Source organism: Streptomyces massasporeus (genome assembly GCF_014648995.1).
Taxonomy (GTDB): Bacteria; Actinomycetota; Actinomycetes; order Streptomycetales; family Streptomycetaceae; genus Streptomyces; species Streptomyces massasporeus.
This window is the reverse complement of the sequence record NZ_BMSE01000002.1, coordinates 571,675-593,349: the sequence shown is the minus strand read 5'-3', so window position 1 is coordinate 593,349 and position 21,675 is coordinate 571,675. Positions and strand designations below refer to the sequence as shown.

At 68.6% G+C, this 21,675-nt stretch carries 20 protein-coding genes and 1 riboswitch; of the genes, 3 read left to right on the top strand and 17 right to left on the bottom strand.

Features of this window, described 5'->3' with window-relative positions:
• Positions 1-104: 104 nt before the first annotated feature.
• From IE153_RS07505 to IE153_RS07485, 5 genes are all read right to left on the bottom strand, one after another.
• Positions 105-935, bottom strand: coding sequence for an arylamine N-acetyltransferase family protein (locus IE153_RS07505; RefSeq protein ID WP_189588957.1), 831 nt, complete (start codon positions 933-935; stop codon positions 105-107).
• A gap of 4 nt (positions 936-939) precedes the next feature.
• Positions 940-3,558, bottom strand: coding sequence for a ComEC/Rec2 family competence protein (locus tag IE153_RS07500; RefSeq protein WP_189588956.1), 2,619 nt, complete (start codon positions 3,556-3,558; stop codon positions 940-942).
• A gap of 134 nt (positions 3,559-3,692) precedes the next feature.
• On the bottom strand, positions 3,693-4,412 hold the full coding sequence (locus IE153_RS07495; RefSeq protein WP_189588955.1) for a LysM peptidoglycan-binding domain-containing protein: 720 nt from the start codon (positions 4,410-4,412) through the stop codon (positions 3,693-3,695).
• Between the two features lie 412 nt (positions 4,413-4,824).
• Positions 4,825-5,091, bottom strand: coding sequence for a hypothetical protein (locus IE153_RS07490; RefSeq protein ID WP_229828896.1), 267 nt, complete (start codon positions 5,089-5,091; stop codon positions 4,825-4,827).
• 8 nt (positions 5,092-5,099) lie between these two features.
• Positions 5,100-5,315 carry a hypothetical protein gene (locus IE153_RS07485; protein WP_189588953.1) on the bottom strand — a complete coding sequence of 72 codons (216 nt, stop codon included), beginning with the start codon at positions 5,313-5,315 and terminating at the stop codon, positions 5,100-5,102.
• A gap of 386 nt (positions 5,316-5,701) precedes the next feature.
• On the opposite strand from IE153_RS07485, the gene IE153_RS07480 reads away from it, so the two are divergent.
• Complete coding sequence (locus IE153_RS07480; RefSeq protein WP_189588952.1) at positions 5,702-6,226, top strand: DUF6879 family protein; 525 nt, start codon at positions 5,702-5,704, stop codon at positions 6,224-6,226.
• Between the two features lie 19 nt (positions 6,227-6,245).
• Positions 6,246-7,094, top strand: coding sequence for a helix-turn-helix domain-containing protein (locus tag IE153_RS07475; protein ID WP_189588951.1), 849 nt, complete (start codon positions 6,246-6,248; stop codon positions 7,092-7,094).
• A 198-nt stretch (positions 7,095-7,292) separates the two neighbouring features.
• Here the strand turns inward: IE153_RS07475 and IE153_RS07470 are convergent, their stop codons facing one another.
• Positions 7,293-7,574, bottom strand: a complete 282-nt coding sequence (locus IE153_RS07470; RefSeq protein WP_189588950.1) for a hypothetical protein — start codon at positions 7,572-7,574, stop codon at positions 7,293-7,295.
• Between the two features lie 8 nt (positions 7,575-7,582).
• Positions 7,583-7,771: riboswitch (cyclic di-AMP (ydaO/yuaA leader) on the bottom strand.
• Positions 7,772-8,040: 269 nt separating this feature from the next.
• Here IE153_RS07470 and IE153_RS07465 point away from each other — a divergent pair.
• The gene (locus IE153_RS07465; RefSeq protein WP_189588949.1) at positions 8,041-8,622 is read left to right on the top strand and encodes a hypothetical protein; all 582 of its coding nucleotides are present in this window, start codon (positions 8,041-8,043) and stop codon (positions 8,620-8,622) included.
• A 961-nt stretch (positions 8,623-9,583) separates the two neighbouring features.
• Here the strand turns inward: IE153_RS07465 and IE153_RS07460 are convergent.
• The 11 genes from IE153_RS07460 to leuS form a co-directional block, all read right to left on the bottom strand.
• The gene (locus IE153_RS07460) at positions 9,584-9,805 is read right to left on the bottom strand and encodes a hypothetical protein (protein WP_189588948.1); all 222 of its coding nucleotides are present in this window, start codon (positions 9,803-9,805) and stop codon (positions 9,584-9,586) included.
• Positions 9,802-10,800 (bottom strand): HK97 family phage prohead protease, encoded by a 999-nt coding sequence (locus IE153_RS07455; RefSeq protein ID WP_189588947.1) that lies wholly within the window; start codon positions 10,798-10,800, stop codon positions 9,802-9,804. The genes IE153_RS07460 and IE153_RS07455 overlap by 4 nt, the downstream gene beginning before the upstream one ends.
• Positions 10,801-11,145: 345 nt before the next feature.
• Complete coding sequence (locus IE153_RS07450) at positions 11,146-11,373, bottom strand: hypothetical protein (RefSeq protein ID WP_189588946.1); 228 nt, start codon at positions 11,371-11,373, stop codon at positions 11,146-11,148.
• Between the two features lie 103 nt (positions 11,374-11,476).
• A complete protein-coding gene (locus tag IE153_RS07445) occupies positions 11,477-12,652 on the bottom strand; it encodes a helicase RepA family protein (protein ID WP_189588945.1) in 1,176 nt (391 codons plus the stop codon).
• 67 nt (positions 12,653-12,719) lie between these two features.
• Positions 12,720-12,965, bottom strand: a complete 246-nt coding sequence (locus tag IE153_RS07440; RefSeq protein ID WP_189588944.1) for a hypothetical protein — start codon at positions 12,963-12,965, stop codon at positions 12,720-12,722.
• Positions 12,966-13,104: 139 nt separating this feature from the next.
• Positions 13,105-13,323, bottom strand: coding sequence for a helix-turn-helix domain-containing protein (locus tag IE153_RS07435; protein ID WP_189588943.1), 219 nt, complete (start codon positions 13,321-13,323; stop codon positions 13,105-13,107).
• A 379-nt stretch (positions 13,324-13,702) separates the two neighbouring features.
• Positions 13,703-15,154: a recombinase family protein gene (locus IE153_RS07430; protein ID WP_189588942.1), complete on the bottom strand. Its 1,452-nt coding sequence runs from the start codon at positions 15,152-15,154 to the stop codon at positions 13,703-13,705.
• 122 nt (positions 15,155-15,276) lie between these two features.
• Positions 15,277-16,446: a ComEA family DNA-binding protein gene (locus tag IE153_RS07425; protein ID WP_189588941.1), complete on the bottom strand. Its 1,170-nt coding sequence runs from the start codon at positions 16,444-16,446 to the stop codon at positions 15,277-15,279.
• Between the two features lie 119 nt (positions 16,447-16,565).
• Entirely contained in the window at positions 16,566-17,411 is an 846-nt protein-coding gene (locus IE153_RS07420) for a DegV family protein (protein WP_031111637.1), read from the bottom strand.
• A gap of 72 nt (positions 17,412-17,483) precedes the next feature.
• Positions 17,484-18,293, bottom strand: a complete 810-nt coding sequence (locus tag IE153_RS07415; RefSeq protein WP_189588940.1) for a hypothetical protein — start codon at positions 18,291-18,293, stop codon at positions 17,484-17,486.
• 196 nt (positions 18,294-18,489) lie between these two features.
• Positions 18,490-21,369, bottom strand: coding sequence for a leucine--tRNA ligase (gene leuS / locus IE153_RS07410; RefSeq protein ID WP_189588939.1), 2,880 nt, complete (start codon positions 21,367-21,369; stop codon positions 18,490-18,492).
• Positions 21,370-21,675: the final 306 nt, after the last annotated feature.

Sequence of the window (21,675 nt, the reverse complement as noted above, 5' to 3'; positions counted from 1 at the left end):
CGACCACCGGTGAGGCTTTCGGGGCAACACGGGACCACATCACGGGAATCCAGCACATGTGCTGGTACTACACACGAGTAGCCCCGTGTGGCCGGAATGGATGTCTACGCGGGATTTCGCAGCGCCGGCACCTTGTCGAGCTCGATCCCGAACCGCTCCCGGTACACCCCGAGGATCTCCTCGTCCGCCTCCAGCTCCCGCTCCTCCCGCGTCCCGTCGGCCGCCGTCACCGTGAGTTTGCGCCCACTGAGCGTGATCCGCCCTCCCTCCTCCGTCACCCGCGAACAGACCAGCGACCGCGTGAAATGCGACACCGACGACGTGCTGTGCCACCACGCCCCGGCCACGAAGTCACCGAGCACCCGCGGCCGCGTCTCCAGGCGGTACTGCGCTCTGCCGTCCCGGAACACGTCCAGGTCCGCCGCCTCCACCGTGCCGTGCCCGCCGCGCACCCCGGCCGCGTCCGGCCCCGCCTCGACGATCCGGAACGTGCCCCCAGGGTCCTTCTGCTCACCCCGGTCCCCGAACGCCAGCGGAAGGTGGCTGTGCGCCCCGAACCCGACATCGGCCAGCCAGTCACCCCCGTCCACCGTCCGTACCCGCAGCGCGAGATGGTCGTACGGGATCCCGAGCCGCCCCTCCTCCCCGTACACCCGCGCCGCCAGCAGCGCCACGTCGTACCCCAGTGCCGCGAGCAACGCCCCGAAGGAGCCGTTGAGTTCGTAGCAGAACCCGCCCCGCCGCGCGCCCACCACCTTGTCCAGCAGCCGCTTCTCCTCCAGCACGATCTCCTCGCCCAGATGGATCGACAGGTTCTCGAACGGCACGGTCCGCAGGTGACGCAGGTGCAGTTCGCGCAGCGCGTCGACGGTGGGCCACGCCGGGTGCTCGGCTCCCAGTCGGCGGAGATAGGCATCAACCTGTGCTGAGTTCATGCCCTCAGTCTCGCGCCACCCTCAGCTCTCCGCCCTCTCCTGCGACCGCGAGCGCGCCGTCCCGGTCCGTCCGCAGCACCGCCGCGCCCCCGGCGCGCAGCGCCGCGACGGTGCCGGGCGCCGGGTGCCCGTAGGAGTTGTCCTCGCCGCAGGAGATGAGGGCCAGCCGCGGGGCCGCCCGGCGTATGAGCCCTGGGTCCTGGTAGGCAGAGCCGTGGTGGGCCACCTTCAGGACGTCCACACCCTCCAGTGCCTCGGCCGCGGGTGATCTCGCCAGCGCACGCTGCGCCGGGGGCTCCAGGTCTCCCAGGAGCAGCAGGCGCAGTCCGGCCGTGCGGACCAGCATGGCGACGCTGGCGTCGTTCGGCCCCTCCGGCGAAGGCGGATGGACCGGAAGGACTCCCGGAGGTGCCCCCGGCGGTCTCCACGGAGGCGAGTCCGGCGGCGGACTCGGGGGCGGCCACACCACCTGCCAGGACAACTCCCCCGTCCGCCGCCCCTCCCCGGCCGCCGCCCGCGTCACGGGGATCCGCCGCGCCGCCGCCAGTCTCCGCACGAACGCGGCCTGGTCGGCGGGCTCTTCGAACCCCGTCGTCTCGATCGCGCCCACGGCCCGGCCACGCAGCACCCCGGGCAGGCCGGCCACGTGATCGGCGTGAAAGTGGGTGAGCACGACCAGCGGGATCCTGCTGATGCCCAGTGAGCGCAGACAGTGGTCGACGAGTTGCGGGTCGGGCCCGGCGTCCACCACCACGCCGGTCCCCTCACCCGCCGCGAGCACCATGGCGTCGCCCTGCCCCACATCACACATCACCAGCCGCCAGCCCGGCGGCGGCCAGCCCGTGACCGCCCGGGTCAGCGGCGGCGGCTGCACCACCACCAGCGCCAGCAGCAGTCCGCAGGCCGCGCACCACCAGGGATGCCCGAGCAGCCGCCGTCCGATGAGCACCACGACCAGGGTCGCGGCCAGGAGCAGCGCCGCGCCCGCCCAACTGCCCGGCCAGTCCACTCCCCCGCCCGGCAGCGCCGCCCCCGCCCGGGCGATCCGCGCGATCCATCCGGCGGGCCAGTGCGCGCACCACGCGAGGGCCTCGGCCACCGGCATCGCCACCGGCGCCGTGGCCAGCGCCGCGAACCCCAGCACCGTCGCCGGCGCGATCGCGAACTCCGCGAGCAGATTGCAGGGCACCGCCACCAGACTCACCCGCGCCGACAGCACGGCGACGATGGGCGCGCACAGGGCCTGCGCGGCCGCGGCGGCGCCCAGCGCCTCGGCCAGTCGCGGCGGTACTCCGCGCCGCCGGAGTCCGGCGCTCCAGCGCGGCGCGAGTGTGAGCAGGGCGCCGGTCGCCACGACGGACAGCAGGAATCCGTAACTCCGCGCCAGCCACGGGTCGTACAGCACCAGCAGCAGGACCGCCGTCGCGAGCGCCGGGATCATCGACCTCCGACGGCCGGTCGCCAGGGCGAGCAGCGCCACGGCTCCGCAGGCCGCGGCGCGCACCACGCTCGGATCCGGTCGGCACACGATGACGAACCCGAGCGAGAGCACGCCCCCGAGCACCGCCGTCCCGCGCAGGGAGATGCCGAGCCGGGGCGCGAGGCCCCGCCGCTCGACGTGCTGCGCCAGGCCCGGCGGGCCGAGCAGCAGCGCGAGGAGGATCGTGAAGTTGGCCCCGGACACGGCCAGCGTGTGCGTGAGGTCGGTCTCCTTGAACGCCTCCTCCAGCTCCGGAGTGATCCGCGAGGTGTCCCCGATCACCAGGCCGGGCAGCAGCGCCCGAGGGTCCGCCGGCAGCCCGTCGGTCGCCTCCCGCAGCCCGGCGCGCAGCCGCCCGGCGAGCCGCTGCGGCCCCGAGGGCTCTCCCACCACCTCCGGTTCGCTCTGGTCCCGCACCCGCAGCACGGCCGCGACGCGGTCGCCGCCCGTCATCGAGGGTGCCAGCCGCGCACTGACCCGCAGCCGCGTCGACGGCAGCAGACCGAGCCACGGTGACCGGCCCCGCCCATCGGCGACCCGACCGGGCGGAGCCGCGTCCACGTCCACGATCACCAGCACCGGCGCCCGTGTCGTCACCGCTGTGCCGCCCGCCTCCTGGACGCGCAGCACATCGGCGTCGATCAGCACGGCCGTCGGGGCCACGTGATCGCCCCTGACCTTGGGCCGGGTGAGCCGAGGGTCGGACGAGAGCTCGACCTCGGCCGTCACCGTCGCGTACTCCCGCGCCAGGCCGGGCACCGGACCCCGGCGCAGATCCGCCCCGTGCAGCCCTGCCGAGGCGGCAGCCGCCGCGACACACAGCAGCAGGGCGGCGGCGGAGGCGCGCGGCCATGACGCCACCCGCGCCCCGCGGGCCCGCCGGGCCAACGGCAGCAGTCCGACGGCCACCAGGCAGCCGATCACGAGGCCGAACGCCCACGCCGGATGCGCGTCCAGGACCAGCGCCGCCGTGCCCCAGGCCGCGAGGGCGGGTGGTACGAGCCGCAGGTCGGTCGGGCCCTCCTGGCGTGGCCGGGCGGTGCCGAGACGGGTGCCGGAGGAGGCGTGCACGGGCGACCGGGTGGGACGGAGCCCGGACGCGGGCTCGTCCTGCCGCACCGGCGGGCCCGGGAGGCTCCTCATGGCCGTACGAGGTCGCGCAGGTCGGCGAAGCGGCGGTCGCCGACTTAGTCAAGCCGACCTAGCAATGCGACGGGCCGACCCTTCGAGCTGAGGTGCCCAAAGAGTCGGCCCGTGGGGCCGTCTCGACACGGTCGTCAGGGAACGATGAATCGCTCCGGACGGCTGAGGGACTCACTGAACCCGTTCGCCGCTTCTTCGCAGCTCGTGAACACACCGCGCACAGCTTCTAGTCCGCTCGGCAGTGCCTCGGGGCGGTTGGACGTCCCCACGGCGACGGCCACATCGCGGATGGACCTGACGCACTGGAGCCCGTTATAGCGTGTCAGCGCGTCGTTCAGTGTCCGCGCAAGCACCGAATCTGTCGTTGCAGCGTCGCGCACGATGGCAAGCAGCCCACCTTCCTGGGACTCCAGGCCCTCGCGCAGGATGCCCACCAAGCCCCCAGCCTCGGAGAGCAAATCCTCGCAGCCTCCGACGACGCCCAGCAGCTTCTCGGCTGCATTGAGGGCCCGCCTCTCGGCGGCATTGAGAGCCCTTCCTGCAGCGCTCTTAGTCAGGGCGCTGCGCAACGCGCTGGGGGAGCCTCCTGCTCGGCGCAGAATGAGGATGTCGGCCGTGCAGCTCACGACCTGCTGCTGCTGGCGAGTCAGGTAGTGGAACAACCCCCGTCTTTCCTCGTGCCGCACGCGCAGGGTCGTGCCCGGAAAGATCAGCCCGCCACGACGACTCGATGGGTGCCCATGATTCCTGGCAGCCTGTTCGATCGCCGATTGGTTCGTGTCGTAGATGGTCGGCCACTGAGGGCCAGAGCCGAGGAACCTCGTTGCGATGCCCCACAGGGTGTCTCCAGGCACCACCGTGTGTGTCGTTTCACCGGATGGCCGTGGGGGCGTCGGTGGCAGCGCGGGCGTCGGTGGCGACGGGGGCACCGAGGGCGGGCGCGCGGCGGGTGTTGACGGGCTGGGCGCCGTCGGCGATGCAGTCGTGTGTTCCGGCGTGGGCGTCGAAGGGCTCGGCGTCGGGGAAGTAGTGGTGTGCTCGTCGGACGGCGTGGGTTCGGGCGTCTGGGCCATGGCCGGGAGTCCGGATGAGAGGACCAGGGAGCCCGCCGCCAGACTGGCGGCGGCCATTAGGGCGATCCGGCGAGTCGGCCGTATTCGCGGTTTGTCACTGCGGGATGACGCTGTTCGCATGCTGACCTCCTGTGAGTCGCATAGAGTCACCGATCGCGACGCTATGTGACTCGACTGGGGGTCGCCTCTGGCGTTAGACCGTGTGGGGGTGGGGACCACCACTCGGCGGAGCCGCCTGAACGGCTTCAGCACGCTCCGCCGGGGCCTGCATAGCCTCGGCCATTCGCTCGGCCACGTCGGCGCGCACCATGCCCAGGTGGACGTACGGCTTGCCGCTGTGGGTCACCATCGGGCGCACGCTGCCCCACACGCGCTCGGGAAGGCCGAGAGCGGCCAAGGCCGCCCTGATGGCCTCCGCAGCATCGGTGGCCTGCCTGCGGCCGTCCCTGTACGTATCCATGTCCATGGTCACGAGTGCGCGCCCCCGGCATGATCCCTGACCGCAGTGGCGTGCCGGGCGGCCTGGGCGATGCGGCCTGCTTTCTTCGCCGTGTTCAGCTTCCGCCATTCGGACTGACACGTCGTGCAGTCACTGACCGGCGCACAGTCCAGCAACCAGGCGTCCAGGCCGATCGGCAGTACTACGGGCGGTTCCTGGGTGGTCTTGTGGCGCGTGGCTGCCATCGTGTCTCCCCGACTCGTGTGACTCCAGATACGACTGTAGGAAGCCGGGAGATGGGCGGTCCACGAAGTTGCACGCGGTTGCACGAGGGCATGAGCATCCTTGACCAGCCCTTCCAACCAGGTGAGGCTCACCGTGCAACCGGCAGCAACCGACTCGACGTTGGGAGAGGCAATGCAGCTACGGTTCGTCGGCAAAGATCCGGAGTCCGGAGATCACGGTTGTCCGGCCGTGTGGGTGGACGAGGAGACGCGAGACCTTGTCATCCAGGGCGTCACGGCCGATGCCGACACGGTCGCCCGGACCGTCCAGGACAGTCCGCTCCCGGAGCATGAGGGAGTAATCCGGCTACCGCAGCGCATGATCCCGCTGCTAAGGGAGGCACTTGATGGCGCAAAGCCTCAGTAGCTTTGCGGACTTGATCCGGTCCGTGAAGCACTCCGCTGTGCACCTGGAGATGCGGGACACATACGCGATCTCCAACGAGGATGAGGGCTTCGCGGCGTGGAAGCAGGGTCACCGGCTCGACCCGGAAGACCGCGAGTCGTGGTGGCGCCCCTGGCTCGACCTCGTCCAGGAGGTCACCGCCAAGGGCGTTGTTATGCGCCGCGCGAGGATCGTAGGTGAGCCACACAGCGAGTACATCCGGTACGAGCACTCGTTCACGTTCACCAACGTCGCCGCAGGCGAGGAGATCCGCTGGCTCCCGAGGCGGCAGGCTTCCGACCTCACCCTTCCGGGGAACGACTTCTGGCTCTTCGACGGTCGTATCGTGCAGTTCAACATCTTCGACGGCGACGGGCGTTGGGTGCACACCGACGAGACCAACGAGCCGGCGGTTGCTCGCCTATGTGCCACCGCGTTCGACGCCGTCTGGGAGCGGGCCATCCCGCACGAGAAGTACGCCATCTGAGAAGCCGGTACGCCAGTTCATGTCCACGTCCCCGCTGTCCACCGCGCAGGCTGCCCGTGCCGCTATCGCTGCTCGCCTGGACGAGATCCGGAGGGACGCCGGGCTCAGTGGGCTTGAACTGGCGACGCGGTGCGGCTGGCACAAGTCGAAGGCATCCCGCATCGCCCGTGCCAAGACCGCTCCGTCCGATGCCGACATACGGGCGTGGTGCAGGGCGTGTGGCGCGGAGGATCAGGCGACGGATCTGATCGCCGCCTCCCGCACTGCCGAGTCGATGTACGTGCAATGGCGGCAGATCCACAGGGACGGCATGCGTCGCGTCCACGAGAAGACTCTGCCGCTCTACGAGCGGACAGCCCATTTCCGCGTCTACGCCTCGAACCTGGTGCCCGGCATGCTCCAGACCGCCGACTACGCGACAGGGCTCCTGCGGTCCATCACGGACTTTCAGGGCACCCCCGATGACGTGGCCGATGCCGTTCAGGCGCGCCTGAACCGCTCTCGCGTCGTCCACGAGGGCAACCACCGGTTCGCCCTGCTGCTCGAAGAGGCGGTGCTCTACTACCGGGTCTGCGACGACGCTGCGATGGCGGGACAGCTCCGGTATCTGCTGGAGATCATGTCCCGGCCGAATGTGTCCCTCGGGATCATCCCCTTCACGGCCCGCCGAACCGTGTGGCCGCTGGAGGCCTTCTATGCCTTCGACGACGGACAGGTGGCGGTCGAGACGCTGACGGCGGAGGTCAACATCACGACTCCCGGCGAGATCCGCATGTACCTGAAGGCGTTCGCCGAGCTGTCCAGGATCGCGGTACACGGCGCCAACGCGAGACTGCGGATCACCCGGGCTCTCGGCACCCTGGGCTGAAGATCAAGCCAGCTTGTACGACAGCGTGACGGTTTCATCCGACCTTCGTTGGCCTCCAAAGAGGAAGGGGCCCCGACGTTGTGCGCCGAGACCCCTCTTGCGGCCTGAAGGTCTGTTACGGGATCGCCGTGAAGACCATGATCTCAATGCCCCCTGGCAGTGGAGGGGACTAGGTGGAACTACGCATGTACGGCCTGGTCAAGACTGGTTGCGGATGTACTTGATGATTCCGATGATGAAACCGGACAGCACGATCGCACCCACAACTCCCGTGCTGATGGCCTCGTAGTACGAGGCATGATCCATCGTCCGACGGACGACGCCCGCGAAGCCTCCGCCGATGATCCCCACCAGGATGATGATCACCGCTTCGAACTTCCGGATCTGCTTAGCCTCGCGGTCATTGTCTCCGCTCCCGCCACCGGAACCGGAAACCGCCTCAGACCCCGAGACCTGCGGGCCGTTCTGCGTCGCACACATGTGCAACCTTCACCTTCTGCAGCCGCCTGTGAAGGATGACCTGTCGGATTCGGGCTGGCGAAGTTGCCCGGCCGCACGTCTGCGGCTTCACCCCAAGGGCTGCTCGGAAAGATCGCTCCGAGCGACCCGTCATGCTTGGGTCCCCCACTCCTGCCGATCTCATATGTCACCCGTGATCCGGACAGCGGCAGGACTCGGCGTCCGTCGGACCGCCCCACCGTCACTGGCGAGGTGACGAGGATCATCTACGGCTACCGGCCAGTAGAGCGAATCCAAATGGACTTATGTGCTGTTACTCACCATTCACCCGTTCGAGTGATAGGCGTCAACCTGCATGTTTTCCTACGGGGTTGACGGAGCGTTACTCCGAACGTGTACGCGAGCCGGGACGGTTGACGTAGGCAAACTTGGACTGCTGGGACGACTCGTCCGTGCGGTTCAGCAGGGCAGTGCCAAACTCTCCCGTATGGATGCTGGGTTGGCGGCAGTGTTGGGTGCGCTGGCGGGTGCGGTTGCGACGACGGGGGCGGCGTTCGCCACGGGGTGGTCGGCACGCGAACAGGCGAAGATCGCAGCACGGGCCGAGCACCGTCGGCAGCGGCGGGACGCGCGGCAGGCCGTCTACGAGGAGTTCATCGACGCCGCAAGGACTCACGCCGCCCATGCCACACATTTATCGATCGGACCTATGCCGCAGAATGAAGAAGAATTTAGGCAACTCGTCCGAGAGGGAGGAAATCAGGAAACCGATAGCCTAATAATGGAATCATACACTCTCCACGGCAAGATAGAGAAAATCCTTACGCGCGTCCAACTGGCTGGCGGGCCAGCTGATATAGGCGCAGCCGCAAAAAGCGTCTGCAATAGCTCTTTCGCAGTAATGGGTTCAATGGCGGCGCTACCATCCGAACGCCGATTCCCGGGGCGAGAGGCCCTCGCGGAAGTCCTCCGGGAGATACATGAGCGCCAGATGCGTTTGGACGAAGTGATAGATAGATTTGTCGAAGCTGCAAGCGTTGCTCTGGATGATGACGGCACGAGACCGTGACTTGCTCTGGCTTGGGGCCATCGCCAACCATGCGACGCCGCGAGTAACCAGCCAGCTTTTTTGGGGTCCGGGAAAAAACGCGTTCGAGGTCGGGTCGGGTCGGAGCGGCTTGAAATTGAGTCGACCCCCCTCCCCCCCCCATCCCTAAGCGCGCCGTACCCCGCAGCCGGGGGGCGCGCTCGACCTCGAACGAAATCAAACTATTTTTCCTTTAGGTGTTTTTTCAATTTGTGATTGAATTTGATTGTTGATTCAAGACTGAAGAAGGTACGAAGAGGCATAGGAACGAGTGGGTGGGTGGGGATGGGAAGGGGGCACCCCACCCCCAACCCGCCCACTCCCGAGGGGGCAGGTTGGGGGGTGCACGCTCTTCCGCTTCCCTCGTCGTCTCACGCGTCCGGCCATATCTCCCGATCTCGGGCAACGCGCCGCGCCTGTTCAGCAGCGCGCATTGCCTGCCCCGCCTTGCCCCTGGCCCTCGACAAAGCCCTTTCCGCTTCCCTCAACTCGTCCCGCCGATTTGCGAGTTCGCCCCGAAGTCTGGCCAGTTGGGGATGCTGCGAGGCCCGCTGTCCCGCGTGCTGCGCCCGCCACCGTGCCTCTGCGTCCTGCGCCTCGGCGGCGCGTACAGCCAACTCTGAGTCCGCCCAGGTTTTCGACGCCGCCTCATATGCGGTCTCGGCCTCGGATTCGGCCTTCTGGGCCGCCTCGACGAGCGGCGCGTGTTCCGCAATGGCCGCCGCCTCCGCCTCCGTTATGAGGTCGGACGTAGGGCGGACGTGAACCAGGTCGGAACGGCCATGGGTCCGGCAGTAAAATGCCACGGCAACACCAGCGTTGGCGCCCTTCCCGTCGATGGCCCAGCCGTCGCCACAGGGCCCCGGCTTAGGGCACGCGACAGAGGCGCCGGCCTTGGTCCTCGGCGCACGAACGGACTTGTTTTGTTGGGGAGTTCGCATCGTCATCGCCCCTCGGTCAGATAGATTTCCTTCGCGCGCCTCACCACGTCGATGAGGTACTGCGTCTCCGGGATATCCCTGTTGAGCAGTACGCTGCGCAGCAGGGTTCGGGCGTTGGATTCGAGTTCGTGCAAGTCCTCTGAGAGGTGCAACACCTCGCGGAGTTCCTGCTGCTTGAGTTCCGTCTTCGACGGGCCGCGCCGCCGGTCGTCGATGTTATTCATGCTGAGTAACCCATCCGTTCCAGCCGTACCCGGCTCTCGTAAAGACGCACGTCCTCTTCTGACGCTTCGGGGTCAGAGAGATGCTTCAACTCATGGGGAACGACGTTCCAGCAGTCGTCTTCCGTAAGGGAGGAGTTGAGTTCGATGACATTGGGTGTCATCTTGGGACGGCACCGTCCGAGGAGTGGCCTCTCCGACCAGAAATCAACGAACTCGCCCTTCATCGCTGCGCCCGTGTCATCCTCCGCCGAGAACCAACGAATCCTGATTTGGTTACGGTCAAGACCAAGTTCAGCGGCATAGACGCCGACGGCGGCACGTGCGGCGGCGCGGACCGCCCCCGGCACGATCGATTCGCGGTCGTAGCTGTAGCCGACGCCCACGGCCTTGACGTAGTTGTCGTGCAAACGCTCCACCTCACTCTGCATAGCTTCACGGCGGCAGTCGTCCTCGAAACGACGCTTGGAATCGGCCAGCACCTCGCGGTACAGGTTCTCCCGGATCCGCAGCAGATCGGCGCGAGTGGCATCCGCGCTCTTGATAGCCAGGGTGCGCGTGTTCTGGTTCGCGCCGACGAGAACGGGACTAACCTCGTAGAGCCGCACCCTCTTGATGAATCTGACGCGGCGGCCTTCGAACGTGCCGCGTTCGCTTTCGGTTACGTCGAATCCCCAGCTCCACTGTGCCAAAGGACCGAGTTGCCGCAGGGTCTCGTAAGTGTCCCGCCCGCCCGTCGTATCGAAGAACTTCGCAGTAAACGTCGCTCGCCGGCTGTCGACGCTAACAACTCCCTTGCCGACGGGTAGCGCCCCCTCCCAACTCTTATGGTTGAAGGCTGACATGGGGACCTCAATTCCGTGAGGTATCGCCTCCGGCAGCACAACGTCCGCATCGCTGTCGACTTCGTTGAAAATTGAGAACGCCGCCAATACTTCACCCCTGGTACCGGTCGATTTGAGCTCAACGTCCGCCGCCTCGTAGGTCTTACGCTCCATACCCGTTTACCTCTCTCGCCTTCTCCAGCACATAGGCCTTGTCGAAAAACCACCGGCCGCCAATCTGGGTGCCGCCCAGTTGGACTGCCCTGCGCGTAACTGTCCGCGCTGTCACCCGAAGGATTTCGGCGGTATCTGCTGCACTTATCAAGTGTCGCCCAGTGTCCGAGTCCGGACGCATTTCTGTCTTCCGCTGGACGAGTTCATCGGCGATGTGCCGTAGTTCCTGCCTTTGGACGAGGTTCAGTCGTCGCGCAAATCGGGCTGGGTCGCTCGACAAGACCGCCATCACGGCGAAGTGGACCAGGTTTGCCTCTGGCGACCCCGGAGGAAAGGCTGCGGCCATCACCTCGGCCACCGCCCACCCTTGGTCTCAGGGCGCCCAGAGCGGGCCTTGAAGCGCCAGTGGCGGTTCTCGGCCAGCTGGACAAATCCAGGGAGCGACCGCGCTTCGACCAACTGGCCGGTGGCCTCGTCGACGACCAGGGGCTTCCCGTCTTCGGTCCAGCGAATGACGGGGAGGAATTGAATGTCGTCGCCGATCTTGTAAATGGCATCATAGACAGGGTTCATAGCCCTTTCCTTTTCGGTGTTGGTATCGATGTCGGCGAAGTTTCTCGTCCCGGCCCCATCTAGGGATGGGGGGCCGTGAGAATTTGACGGCCGATGAGAAACCTCAGTTAGACGAGTGAGAATTTGGGATCTGATCTTGCCCTTGGGCGAGGCTGTACTGCGGTCGCGTCTTGCTGCCAGAGTTGATCACTGCACCCTTTGCGACCAGGGACTCTAGGGCGCGGTACACGGTCGCTTTGGATGCGTCCGCGAGTTCGATGATCTTGCTCGGGCTAGCTGCCGCCGTCGTGAAACATTCGGTGAGAACCCTGAGAACTTCCCCTTCACCCCCGGTGGAAATTCTTACGGGCTCGTGAGACAAGATGAGGCTCTCCGCTTCCACCTGGACACGTAGCGTGATGGGCGGGAATTCGGCGGAGTCCTTCTGCTTGCCGCTGGACATCGTCACCGCGCCCGCGCCCTTGTCGGCCTCGACTTTGATCATTGCGTCGGCAGCGCCGTCCATGGCCGACGCCCCGCGCAGCCCCTTGCCGTCCCGTCCGGTGTGGTGGAGGAGCAGCACACACGCCCCCGTCGCCTTCCGTATCCGGTCTGCGGCGTCCACCAGTTGCCCCATCTGGCCGTTGGAGTTCTCGTCCATGCCGACCGTGCACCGCGACTGAGTATCGATCACGACTAGCACGGGGCCGGTCTCCCCGCACAGCCGGACAAGGGCGTCGACCTGCTCGTCATCGAGGAGTTGGACGGCCACGGGGAGGAACTTGACCCCTTTCATCGTCTTGCCGTGGTGCCGCTCCCACGCCTTCACGCGCTTCTTGAGACCGCGCTTGCCCTCGGCGCAGAGGTAGAGGACCGTCCCGGTGCGCATCACGGCATGGCCGCAGAAGCGGTCCCCTGTGACCACGCACCCGCTCATGTGGAGTGCCAGGAACGACTTGTATGAGGCAGGCGGCCCGTACATCCACACAAGGGTGTCCCTGTCGAGGATGGCGTCGATGAGCGGCTCCGGATCGGGCAGCAAGTCGACGTCGGAGGCATCGACGAGCGCCCGGACCAGCTTCCCGTACGTGCCCTCCGTTGCCTTGTCCGTGGCAATGCGCAGCGCCTCGTCGAACGCGGCCAAGTGCGCGAGCTCGACCGACGCGCGGACTTTGGCTTGGCCCTCCTCGGTGAGCATCGCCGCGTGGTCGGCGAGGAAGCTGATGCGGTTGTACGCCGGCGGATCGGTGAAGGCGAGGCTAGGACGAGGGGCGGTATTATTCGGTATCCAATTGATCATCTGCTCGACTTTCTTGCGGGTCGTGTTGATGTGGGATGCCGCCCCCGGTTACCGGCCGGGGGCGGTGTCACGATCTGGGCGGCTTTTCGTCGTCGTCGTTGCTTGCTGCCAGGGCCGCCAGCGCCTCCGCGAACTGCTGGGCCTCGAACCACGCCGACACCGGCGGTTCGCCGCACGCCGCCCGTTCCCGCCGGTGCGACCTCCGGGCTCGGCGCCAGGCGGCGAACGCGGCCAGCACGTCGGCACGGGTCGTCGGCACGCAGCCGTCGAGCCACTCGGCGGGGTGGAAGGTGGCCAGTTGCCTTCGAGTCACGCCGCCTCCTCGTGTCGTTCGGAGTCCCGGTCCCGCCCCTCTCCGAGTCGCAGCAGCGCGGCAAGCCTCCGGATTTGGGTGTCCGACAGGTCGCCTACGGCATGCACGAGGGGGTTGTCGGGGCGCTCGTCGTCGGCCCTCATGCGGCGTCGTCGAGGAGGTCCTCGACGCTCACGCCCAGTGCAGTGGCGAGACGAGACAGCCGGTCGGGAGTGGCCGGTCGGAAGCGGCCGTGTTCGTAGTTGGCGATGGTGGCGGGCGTAGATCCGGCTGCGTGAGACAGTCCGAGGATCGTCATCCCCTTGGCCTTGCGGACTGTCCGGAGCTTCCGGCCGGAGAACGGAACATCGGGAAGCATTGGCGTCTCCTCCCTGGTGGGCTTAGCGGTTGACGACTAGCCTCTGCCGCCCCCGCGACATTGACTCCGCGTGCCGCTCGGGGTGCAGACCCGTATTGCCCCGCTATGCACCTCATCTCCAAAACACGCCAGGCCATCCCATGCACAGACCCCGGCGGGGTCGGTGTGCCGCTCAGTAGGCGTCGAGTGACGTTCCTCGTGGGACCGTCCGGGCCTTGACCTCCCACAACACCAAAGGCGAAGGGCTGCTTTGAACCTCCGGTTGGACTCCTCAATGTCAGGACGGTGGATCTTGAAGAGGAGACCTTCGCTCAAAGCTGGTCGACGTTGAGCACTTCGAGGGTGTCGCCCTCGTTCTTTGGAGGACGACGACGGGGCCTCACGCCGCTGAGGTGACGTGCTCGGGCCGCAGGCGCTCGGGCTGGAACGGATTACCGCGCGAGCGGTCGTGCGGCAGCACCTCGTACCCCTCGGGCACCAGGGTCAGCACGATGTCACGCTTGTCCGCCGCCGACAGCGCCGCCCAGTTGGCACGCACGTCCCCGGCCAGCAGGCGGCGCAGGGCACGCGGGGCCGACGCGTTGATCAGGGCGCGGGAGCCCTTGACCCGGTCTTCGATGATCTTCCGCGCCTCGCGGTACTCGCCCAGGGTCATTTCCTTGCGTGCCCACATCCCGGCGAGCTCCTTCAACTGGGCTTCATCGTCGACCAGCTCACGCCGGGCGTCATCGGTCACCTCGCTGCGGCTGATGTGATCCAGCCGTTCAAGGATGCGCGGCCGGGTGATGAGGTCGAGCACCTGCCGCTCGACCTCCGCCTCGGCCTTGGCCGCGTTGACGGCGATCTTTCCGCAGCCACCGTGCGGCGTCGAGCACCAGTACCGGGGGCCGCCGTTGCCCTGCGCACCAGAGATCTCACGGTGACACTGAGAGCAGTGCAGGACGCCCGTGAGCCACCGCTTCAGGGTCAGATCGACGTTGCGCACCCGTCCCGCCAACGTGGCGCAGACGGCCTCCCATGTGGCGCGGTCGAGGATCGCCTCCCACTGGCCGGGGCCGACGATTTCGCCTCTGTGAGCCCTCAACCCGGCCACAGACGGCTTGGTGACGACGCTCCGGACACTCCGTGCGTTCCACGGTTTTCCGGTGACCGTGGGCACCTTCAGGCGATTCAGTACGTCCTTGATCCAGTTGAGGGAGCGGCCGTCCAGCACCCATGCGGCGATGTCTCGGATGACCTTGGCCTCTTCCTGGATGATCTCCATGCCCTTGCGGGTGAAGCCGTAGCCCCTGAAGCCGCCGCCGTTCCACTTCCCCTCGGCCGCCAGCTCCACATGCTTGCGGGCGACGCGTCGGCGGGTGTCGCGGCTGGCCTTGTTGGCGACGGCAACCATGACGCGGGCCATGGTCACGTCGGCGTCGTTGGAGAGCCGAAGCGACCCCGTCACGCTCTGGACGGGGATGCGAGGGTCGTGGGACTCCACCACGTCGATCAGGTCTTCGAGGTCGCGTGGGTCGCGGGCGATGCGGTCGAGGTCGTACGCAAGCAGTCCGTCACGTTCCCCGGAACTGAGCTTGTCGAGTGCAGTACGGAACTTCGGCCGGACGGTCCGGAGGGCCGTGGTGCCGTCTGGAAGCTTGATCTTGCGACGCTTGAAGGCGGAGGTGTCGTTCTCGACGAGCACCTCGGCGATACCCCACCCCAGACGGTCGCCCAGCTTGCGGCCGTCCGCTTCCTGACGGCCGACGCCTGCCGCGTCCTCGGCCTTGTCGTCACTTATTCGTACGAGCAGGACCGCTCGCTGCGGCGTGGCGTCCACTGAGACCACCATCCAGACATGTCGTGCTATGCGCTGGTCTGGAAGGTAGGCCATTCCCTAGATAGCTCCGACAAACGTCGGCACCGCCCACGGGTGGGGTGGCCTAAGCCGGACCGGCCTGGAGGTCTCCCTGTCTACGTCGGATCGCCGATGCCATTCACCTCGCGCAGCTCGTCCACGGAACGGAAACCGCCGTGCTGCGTGCGGTAGTCGATGATGTGCTGCGCCAGCACCGGACCGACCCCCGGCAGGGTGTCGAGCTGGTCCGCGGTGGCCGTGTTGAGGGGGATGGGGGTGGCCGGCCCGGCCACCCCACCGGCCGGGCCGCCCGGAGCCGAACCACCACCCGCCCCGGGAGCCGGTGCGGGAGCCGGCCCTCCGACGATCACCTGCTCGCCGTCCACGAGGAACCGGGCGCGGTTGAGCCCGTCGGTGTCCGTGCCGGGCTTCACCCCGCCCGCCGCGTGCAGCGCGTCCGCGACCCGCGAGCCGGCCGGCAGCCGGTGGATCCCTGGTTCACGCACCTTGCCGCCCACATCGACGACGATCTCGGGCGCCCCCGCCTTCACGGACCCGGTGGAAGCCCCCGAGGCGGCACCGGCAGGCGCCCGCGCGGCGCCCGGGCCGTCCTTCCCTCCGGTCTGCCCGCTCTCCTGCCCCACCCCGTACGGCACCGCCGCCCGCACCACCTCCGGCGGCCGCACGGACTGGGTTCGGCCTGCCCAGAAGTGCTGCACGGCGAAGGCCGCGGCGACGACGAGCACCACCGCCAGCGCCAGCACGCTCCGCCGCTCCAGACCGCACCTGGCCTGCAACCACAGCGGCATGCGCTCCCGCAGCGCCGACCTGGCCCGCTCCCGCCAGACTCCCCCACCCACGCGGACGTCCTCGCCCTGGAGACCGCCCATGGGTTCCGCCTCCGGGTGACCATCCATGGGCTCCGCGAGCGCGGGGCGGCCAGCACGTCCTCGCGGAGTCCCGTCGAGGCCGACCCAGCCCGGCGGTCCCTGCCCCGACTCCCGCCGCTCCCCGGCCGGTTCGACCGGCTCGGCACGCCCAGGAGGCCCGGCCGGCCCTGCGTGCTCTGCCCGCTCTGCGTGTCCTGCCCGCTCTGCCTGCCGTGCGTGCTCGCCGAACAACACCCCCGCCCGCCGCCGCAGTTCCTCCGCAGAGGCATGGCGCTGCCGGGCCCGCCCGCGCGCGACAGGCGGGCGTCGGTGATGACGGACGCGCCCGTCGGACGCCGGATGACGGCCCGGCCCACTGGTCGCGGTCGCTGTGCGTGAACGTGATCGAAGTGCCATGCGACGAGGATCGGCCACTCCGGCCCACCCGCGATGATCTTGGTCAATTCCCGGGGACAATCCCCCGGTTGTGGATAACTCCGTCACTCACACGGGCGGCCGGAGTCCCACAGCAACGTTCACCGGGGCGAAACCACGACCCCCAGCAGCCCGGGTCCCGTATGCGCCCCGATCACCGCCCCGACCTCGCTGACATGCAGATCGGCCAGCCCGGACACCCGCGTCCGCAGCCGGTCGGCGAGAGCCGACGCCCGGTCCGGGGCGGCGAGATGATGGACGGCGACATCCACCTGGGCGCTGCCCGCACGGTCGGCCGCGATCTCCTCGAGGCGGGCGATCGCCTTGGACGCGGTCCGCACCTTCTCCAGCGGCTCGATACGGCCGTCGGCCAGTTGCAGCAGCGGCTTCACCGCGAGCGCCGAGCCCAGCAGGGCCTGCGCGGCGCCGATCCGCCCACCGCGCCGCAGGTAGTCGAGGGTGTCGACGTAGAAGTAGGCGGAGGTGCCCGCGGCCCTCTTCTCGGCGGCCGCGACGGCCTCGTCGACCGTCCCGCCCGACTCCGCGGTCTCCGCCGCGGCGAGCGCGCAGAACCCGAGCGCCATCGCGATCATGCCCGTGTCCACCACCCGCACCGGCACCGGCGCCTGCCGTGCGGCCACGACGGCCGCGTCGTACGTCCCGGAGAGCTCGGCGGAGAGATGGAGGGAGACGATGCCGGTGGCGCCGGACTCGGCGACCTTGCGGTAGGTCTCCTCGAAGACGGCGGGACCGGGCCGCGAGGTCGTCACGGGGCGCCGCTTCTGCAAAGCCTGAGCGAGGGCGCGGGTCGAGATCTCGGTGCCCTCCTCCAGCGCCCGGTCGCCGAGGACCACGGTCAGAGGTACCGCGGTGATGCCGTGACGCTCCATCGTCCGGGTCGGCAGGTAGGCCGTTGAATCGGTGACGATCGCGACATGGCGGGACATGAGCTGGAGGTTACCTGCCGTAGCGCCCGTGCGGCAGCCCGGCCCCCGCGCCCTGCGGGGCCACTGGCCGGATCAAGTGGTGCTCTCGGGACGGGGCTTCTTCTGCCAGGGGTAGGTCGGGCGCGCTGCGGGCGGCGTGATGGCGGGCCGCACCGGCTCCTGCTCGGGGCTCGACTGCGCGGCGTCCTGCCAGGTCTGCCCGGCCGTGGTGGCATCGGCGGCGGGCGCCTCGGGCCAGGGCGGCGGCGCGGCGGACTGCGACGCCGAGCCCGGCCGCGAGGACGACGCGTGCTGCCCGGAGGACGCGGGCTGCGGCGAGGACGCGGGCTGCGGCTCCGGCGCCGTCCAGTGCCGCAGGGCCCCGGACTCCAGGTCGATCTGGGCGCTGAGCGAGTCCAGGTCGTCGTCCGCGAAGCGGCGGGCGCGGTCGCGGGCCGCCCAGCGCAGCGAGTCCGCCGAGTGCGTGATGCGTTCGGTGCGCTCGCGCAGCCCGGGCAGCCGTTCGGTGAGCGCGGCGCGGTCCGGCTCGGACTCCAGGCGCTTGAGCTCGTCGTCCAGCTCGTGCCCGTGCGCACTGAGCCGCTCGAAGAGGCCGAGGGACTCCTTCAGGGACTCGTCCTCGGCGACGGCCGCCTGCAGCGCCTCTTGCGTGGCCCGCATCGAGGTGCGCAGCTTCAGCCGGAGCTGGGCGAGTTCGCCCGCGGCGCCGGGCTGGGCGAAGGACCTGGCGCGCAGTGTGTGGTCCTCGACCGTGCGGCGGGCCTGGGTGATACCGCGGTCCACGCCGCGCTTGGCGGCGCCGACCGCCTTCACCGTCGCGTACACCCCGAGCCCGACAAAGAGCACGAAGAGCAGGGCGAAGACTGCGATCACTGCTTCCACAAGGGCTCCTCCTCAGGACGTCGCGGCGCCTCACGTCGCTCTTCAACGGTAAACGCAACGGGCAGGTCCGGAGTTCCAGAAAAACCCCGAACCTGCCCGTAGGGGACCACCCCGAGAGCCGCCCTGCCCCTTGAGCGGAACCGAGAACGGTCCGAGCCCAGGCGGACCACCTCGAGAGCAGCCGTACGCCCGGCGGCTACGCCGGAACGATGTTCACCAGCTTCGGCGCGCGCACGATCACCTTCCGGATCCCCGCACCGCCCAGCGCGGCGACGACCTTCTCGTCGGCCAGCGCGACCTTCTCCAGCTCGTCGTCGGAGATCGACGGCGAGACCTCCAGCCGGGCCTTGACCTTGCCCTTGACCTGCACGACGCAGGTTACGGTCTCGTCGACGACGTACGCCGGGTCGGCCACCGGGAAGTCCTGGTGCACCACCGAGTCCGTGTGCCCCAGCCGGCGCCACAGCTCCTCGGCGATGTGCGGGGCCAGCGGCGCGGCCATCAGCACCAGGGCCTCGGCGACCGGTCGGGTCACGGCCCCGCCCACCTTGGTCAGGTGGTTGTTCAGCTCGGTGACCTTGGCGATGGCGGTGTTGAACCGCATACCCTCCAGGTCGCCGCGGACCCCGTCGATCGCCTTGTGCAGGGCGCGCAGCGTCTCTTCGTCGGTCTCGGCGTCGACGACGGTCAGCTCGCCGGTCGCCTCGTCGACGATGTTGCGCCACAGCCGCTGCAGCAGCCGGAACTGCCCCACCACCGCGCGCGTGTCCCACGGCCGGGAGACGTCCAGCGGGCCCATCGCCATCTCGTACAAGCGCAGCGTGTCGGCTCCGTACTCGGCGCAGATCTCGTCCGGAGTGACCGCGTTCTTCAGGGACTTGCCCATCTTGCCCAGCAGGCGGGAGACCTTCTCGCCCTGGTACCAGTAGGCGCCGTCGCGCTCCTCCACCTCGGCGGCCGGCACCGCGATGCCACGGCTGTCGCGGTAGACGTAGGCCTGGATCATGCCCTGGTTGAACAGCTTGTGGAACGGCTCCGCGGAGGAGACGTGGCCCAGGTCGTACAGGACCTTGGACCAGAAACGCGCGTACAGCAGGTGCAGCACGGCGTGCTCGGCGCCGCCGACGTACAGGTCGACACCGCCGTGGGGCTGCCCCTCGCGCGGGCCCATCCAGTACTGCTCGATCTCCGGGTCGACCAGCTTCTCGGAGTTGTGCGGGTCCAGGTAGCGCAGCTCGTACCAGCAGGAACCGGCCCAGTTGGGCATGGTGTTGGTCTCGCGCCGGTACGGGCGCGGGCCGCGGCCGTCGCCCAGGTCCAGGGTGACGTTCACCCAGTCCTCGTTGCGCGACAGCGGGGTCTCGGGCTGGGTGTCGGCGTCGTCCGCGTCGAAGGTGCGCGGCGAGTAGTCCTCGACCTCGGGCAGCTCCAGGGGCAGCATCGACTCGGGCAGGGCGTGCGCGATGCCGTCCTCGTCGTAGACGATCGGGAAGGGCTCGCCCCAGTAGCGCTGGCGGCTGAACAGCCAGTCGCGCAGCCGGAAGTTGACGGTGCCCTCGCCGACGCCGGACCGCTCCAGCCACTCGGTGATGCGGGCCTTGGCCTCGGCGACGTCCAGGCCGTCCAGGCTGACCTCGTCGTTCGAGGAGTTGATGATCTTCGCGTCGTACGACGCGAAGGCGTTCTCCCAGGTCGAGGTGTCCGTGCCGCGGCCGTCGGTCGGCTCGACGATGCAGTGGATCGGCAGCTCGAAGGCGCGCGCGAACTCGAAGTCGCGCTGGTCGCCGGCCGGGACGGCCATGATCGCGCCGGTGCCGTAGCCCATCAGGACGTAGTCGGCGATGAAGACCGGGACCTGCTCGCCGTTGACCGGGTTGGTGGCGTACGCGCCGATGAAGACGCCGGTCTTGTCCTTGGCCTCGGCCTGGCGCTCCACGTCGGACTTCGAGGCGGCCTGGGCGCGGTAGGCGGCGACGGCCTCACCGGGGGTCGCGTGGCCGCCGGTCCACACCTCGTGGGTGCCCTCCGGCCAGGCGGCCGGGGTGAACTTCTCGACCAGCGGGTGCTCGGGCGCCAGCACCATGTAGGTGGCGCCGAACAGGGTGTCGGGGCGGGTGGTGAAGACCGTGATGCGCTCGCCGTCGATGGGGAAGTCGACGCGGGCGCCCTCGGAGCGGCCGATCCAGTTGCGCTGCTGCAGCTTGATGGCCTCGGGCCAGTCCAGCTCGGTCAGGTCGTCCAGCAGGCGGTCGGCGTAGGCCGTGATGCGCATGTTCCACTGGCGCAGCTTGGCCTTGAAGACGGGGAAGTTGCCGCGCTCGGAGCGGCCCTCGGCGGTGACCTCCTCGTTGGCCAGCACGGTGCCCAGCCCGGGGCACCAGTTGACCGGCGCGTCGGAGGCGTAGGCCAGCCGGAACTCGCCCAGGACGTCGGCCTTCTCGGCGGCGCTCAGCTCGCTCCACGCGCGCGTGTGGCCCGGTACGGGACGCTCACCGGACTCGAACTCGGCGACCAGCTCGGCGATCGGGCGGGCCCGGCGGGCGTCGTGGTCGTACCAGGAGTTGAAGATCTGCAGGAAGATCCACTGGGTCCACTTGTAGTAGTCCGGGTCGATCGTGGCGAACGACCGGCGCTTGTCGTGGCCCAGGCCCAGCCGGCGCAGCTGGGACTTCATGTTCTCCATGTTGGCTTCGGTGGACACGCGCGGGTGCGTGCCGGTCTGCACCGCGTACTGCTCGGCGGGCAGGCCGAAGGCGTCGAAGCCCAGGGTGTGCAGGACGTTGTGGCCGGTCATCCGCTGGAAGCGCGCGAAGACGTCCGTGGCGATGTAGCCCAGGGGGTGACCGACGTGCAGGCCCGCACCGGAGGGGTACGGGAACATGTCCATGATGAACTTCTTGGGGCGGGCGGCGATCTCCGGGTCACCGGCCAGGTCGCCCTTGGGGTTGGGCGCGGCGTAGGTGCCGTCGGCGTCCCAGAAGTCCTGCCAGCGTGCCTCGATCTCGGCAGCCATGGCGGCCGTGTAGCGGTGCGGCGCCGCCACCTCGGAGGTGACGGCGGGGTTCGTCTCGCTCATGATCCTCAAAGCTCCATCGATCGTCTCTGCCTGCGGCTGTCTGGTTCGAGAAACGAAAAATCCCCTCACACAGGAGGGGACGCCGCGCCGATGCCGGCCACTCGACTCGTCCGGTGGCCGGGACTGATCAGCGCGGCCCGCTAAGCAGAAGGCGTACGGCACGCATGGCGCTAGGGTACCGCAGGCCCTCAGCGCGTCGCGACGCACTTTCGGGGCCACCCCGGCGCCCGAAAACCTGAACCAAGGTCAATAGTTACTTCGCGTAACAGCCGCTAAAGGACATCACAACAAGCACATTGTCCTTTG

Bases quoted from the DNA above. Each gene is read 5' to 3' on its own strand.
- IE153_RS07480 (WP_189588952.1), top strand. From the start codon at position 5,702: ATGGCGCAAAGCCTCAGTAGCTTTGCGGACTTGATCCGGTCCGTGAAG.
- IE153_RS07500 (WP_189588956.1), bottom strand. From the start codon at position 3,558: ATGAGGAGCCTCCCGGGCCCGCCGGTGCGGCAGGACGAGCCCGCGTCC.
- leuS (WP_189588939.1), bottom strand. From the start codon at position 21,369: ATGAGCGAGACGAACCCCGCCGTCACCTCCGAGGTGGCGGCGCCGCAC.
- IE153_RS07475 (WP_189588951.1), top strand. From the start codon at position 6,246: ATGTCCACGTCCCCGCTGTCCACCGCGCAGGCTGCCCGTGCCGCTATC.
- IE153_RS07465 (WP_189588949.1), top strand. From the start codon at position 8,041: ATGGATGCTGGGTTGGCGGCAGTGTTGGGTGCGCTGGCGGGTGCGGTT.
- IE153_RS07485 (WP_189588953.1), bottom strand. From the start codon at position 5,315: ATGGCAGCCACGCGCCACAAGACCACCCAGGAACCGCCCGTAGTACTG.
- IE153_RS07470 (WP_189588950.1), bottom strand. From the start codon at position 7,574: ATGTGTGCGACGCAGAACGGCCCGCAGGTCTCGGGGTCTGAGGCGGTT.
- IE153_RS07435 (WP_189588943.1), bottom strand. From the start codon at position 13,323: ATGCTTCCCGATGTTCCGTTCTCCGGCCGGAAGCTCCGGACAGTCCGC.
- IE153_RS07460 (WP_189588948.1), bottom strand. From the start codon at position 9,805: ATGAATAACATCGACGACCGGCGGCGCGGCCCGTCGAAGACGGAACTC.
- IE153_RS07490 (WP_229828896.1), bottom strand. From the start codon at position 5,091: ATGGATACGTACAGGGACGGCCGCAGGCAGGCCACCGATGCTGCGGAG.
- IE153_RS07450 (WP_189588946.1), bottom strand. From the start codon at position 11,373: ATGAACCCTGTCTATGATGCCATTTACAAGATCGGCGACGACATTCAA.
- IE153_RS07455 (WP_189588947.1), bottom strand. From the start codon at position 10,800: ATGGAGCGTAAGACCTACGAGGCGGCGGACGTTGAGCTCAAATCGACC.
- IE153_RS07505 (WP_189588957.1), bottom strand. From the start codon at position 935: ATGAACTCAGCACAGGTTGATGCCTATCTCCGCCGACTGGGAGCCGAG.
- IE153_RS07420 (WP_031111637.1), bottom strand. From the start codon at position 17,411: ATGTCCCGCCATGTCGCGATCGTCACCGATTCAACGGCCTACCTGCCG.
- IE153_RS07430 (WP_189588942.1), bottom strand. From the start codon at position 15,154: ATGGTGGTCTCAGTGGACGCCACGCCGCAGCGAGCGGTCCTGCTCGTA.
- IE153_RS07425 (WP_189588941.1), bottom strand. From the start codon at position 16,446: ATGGCACTTCGATCACGTTCACGCACAGCGACCGCGACCAGTGGGCCG.
- IE153_RS07445 (WP_189588945.1), bottom strand. From the start codon at position 12,652: ATGATCAATTGGATACCGAATAATACCGCCCCTCGTCCTAGCCTCGCC.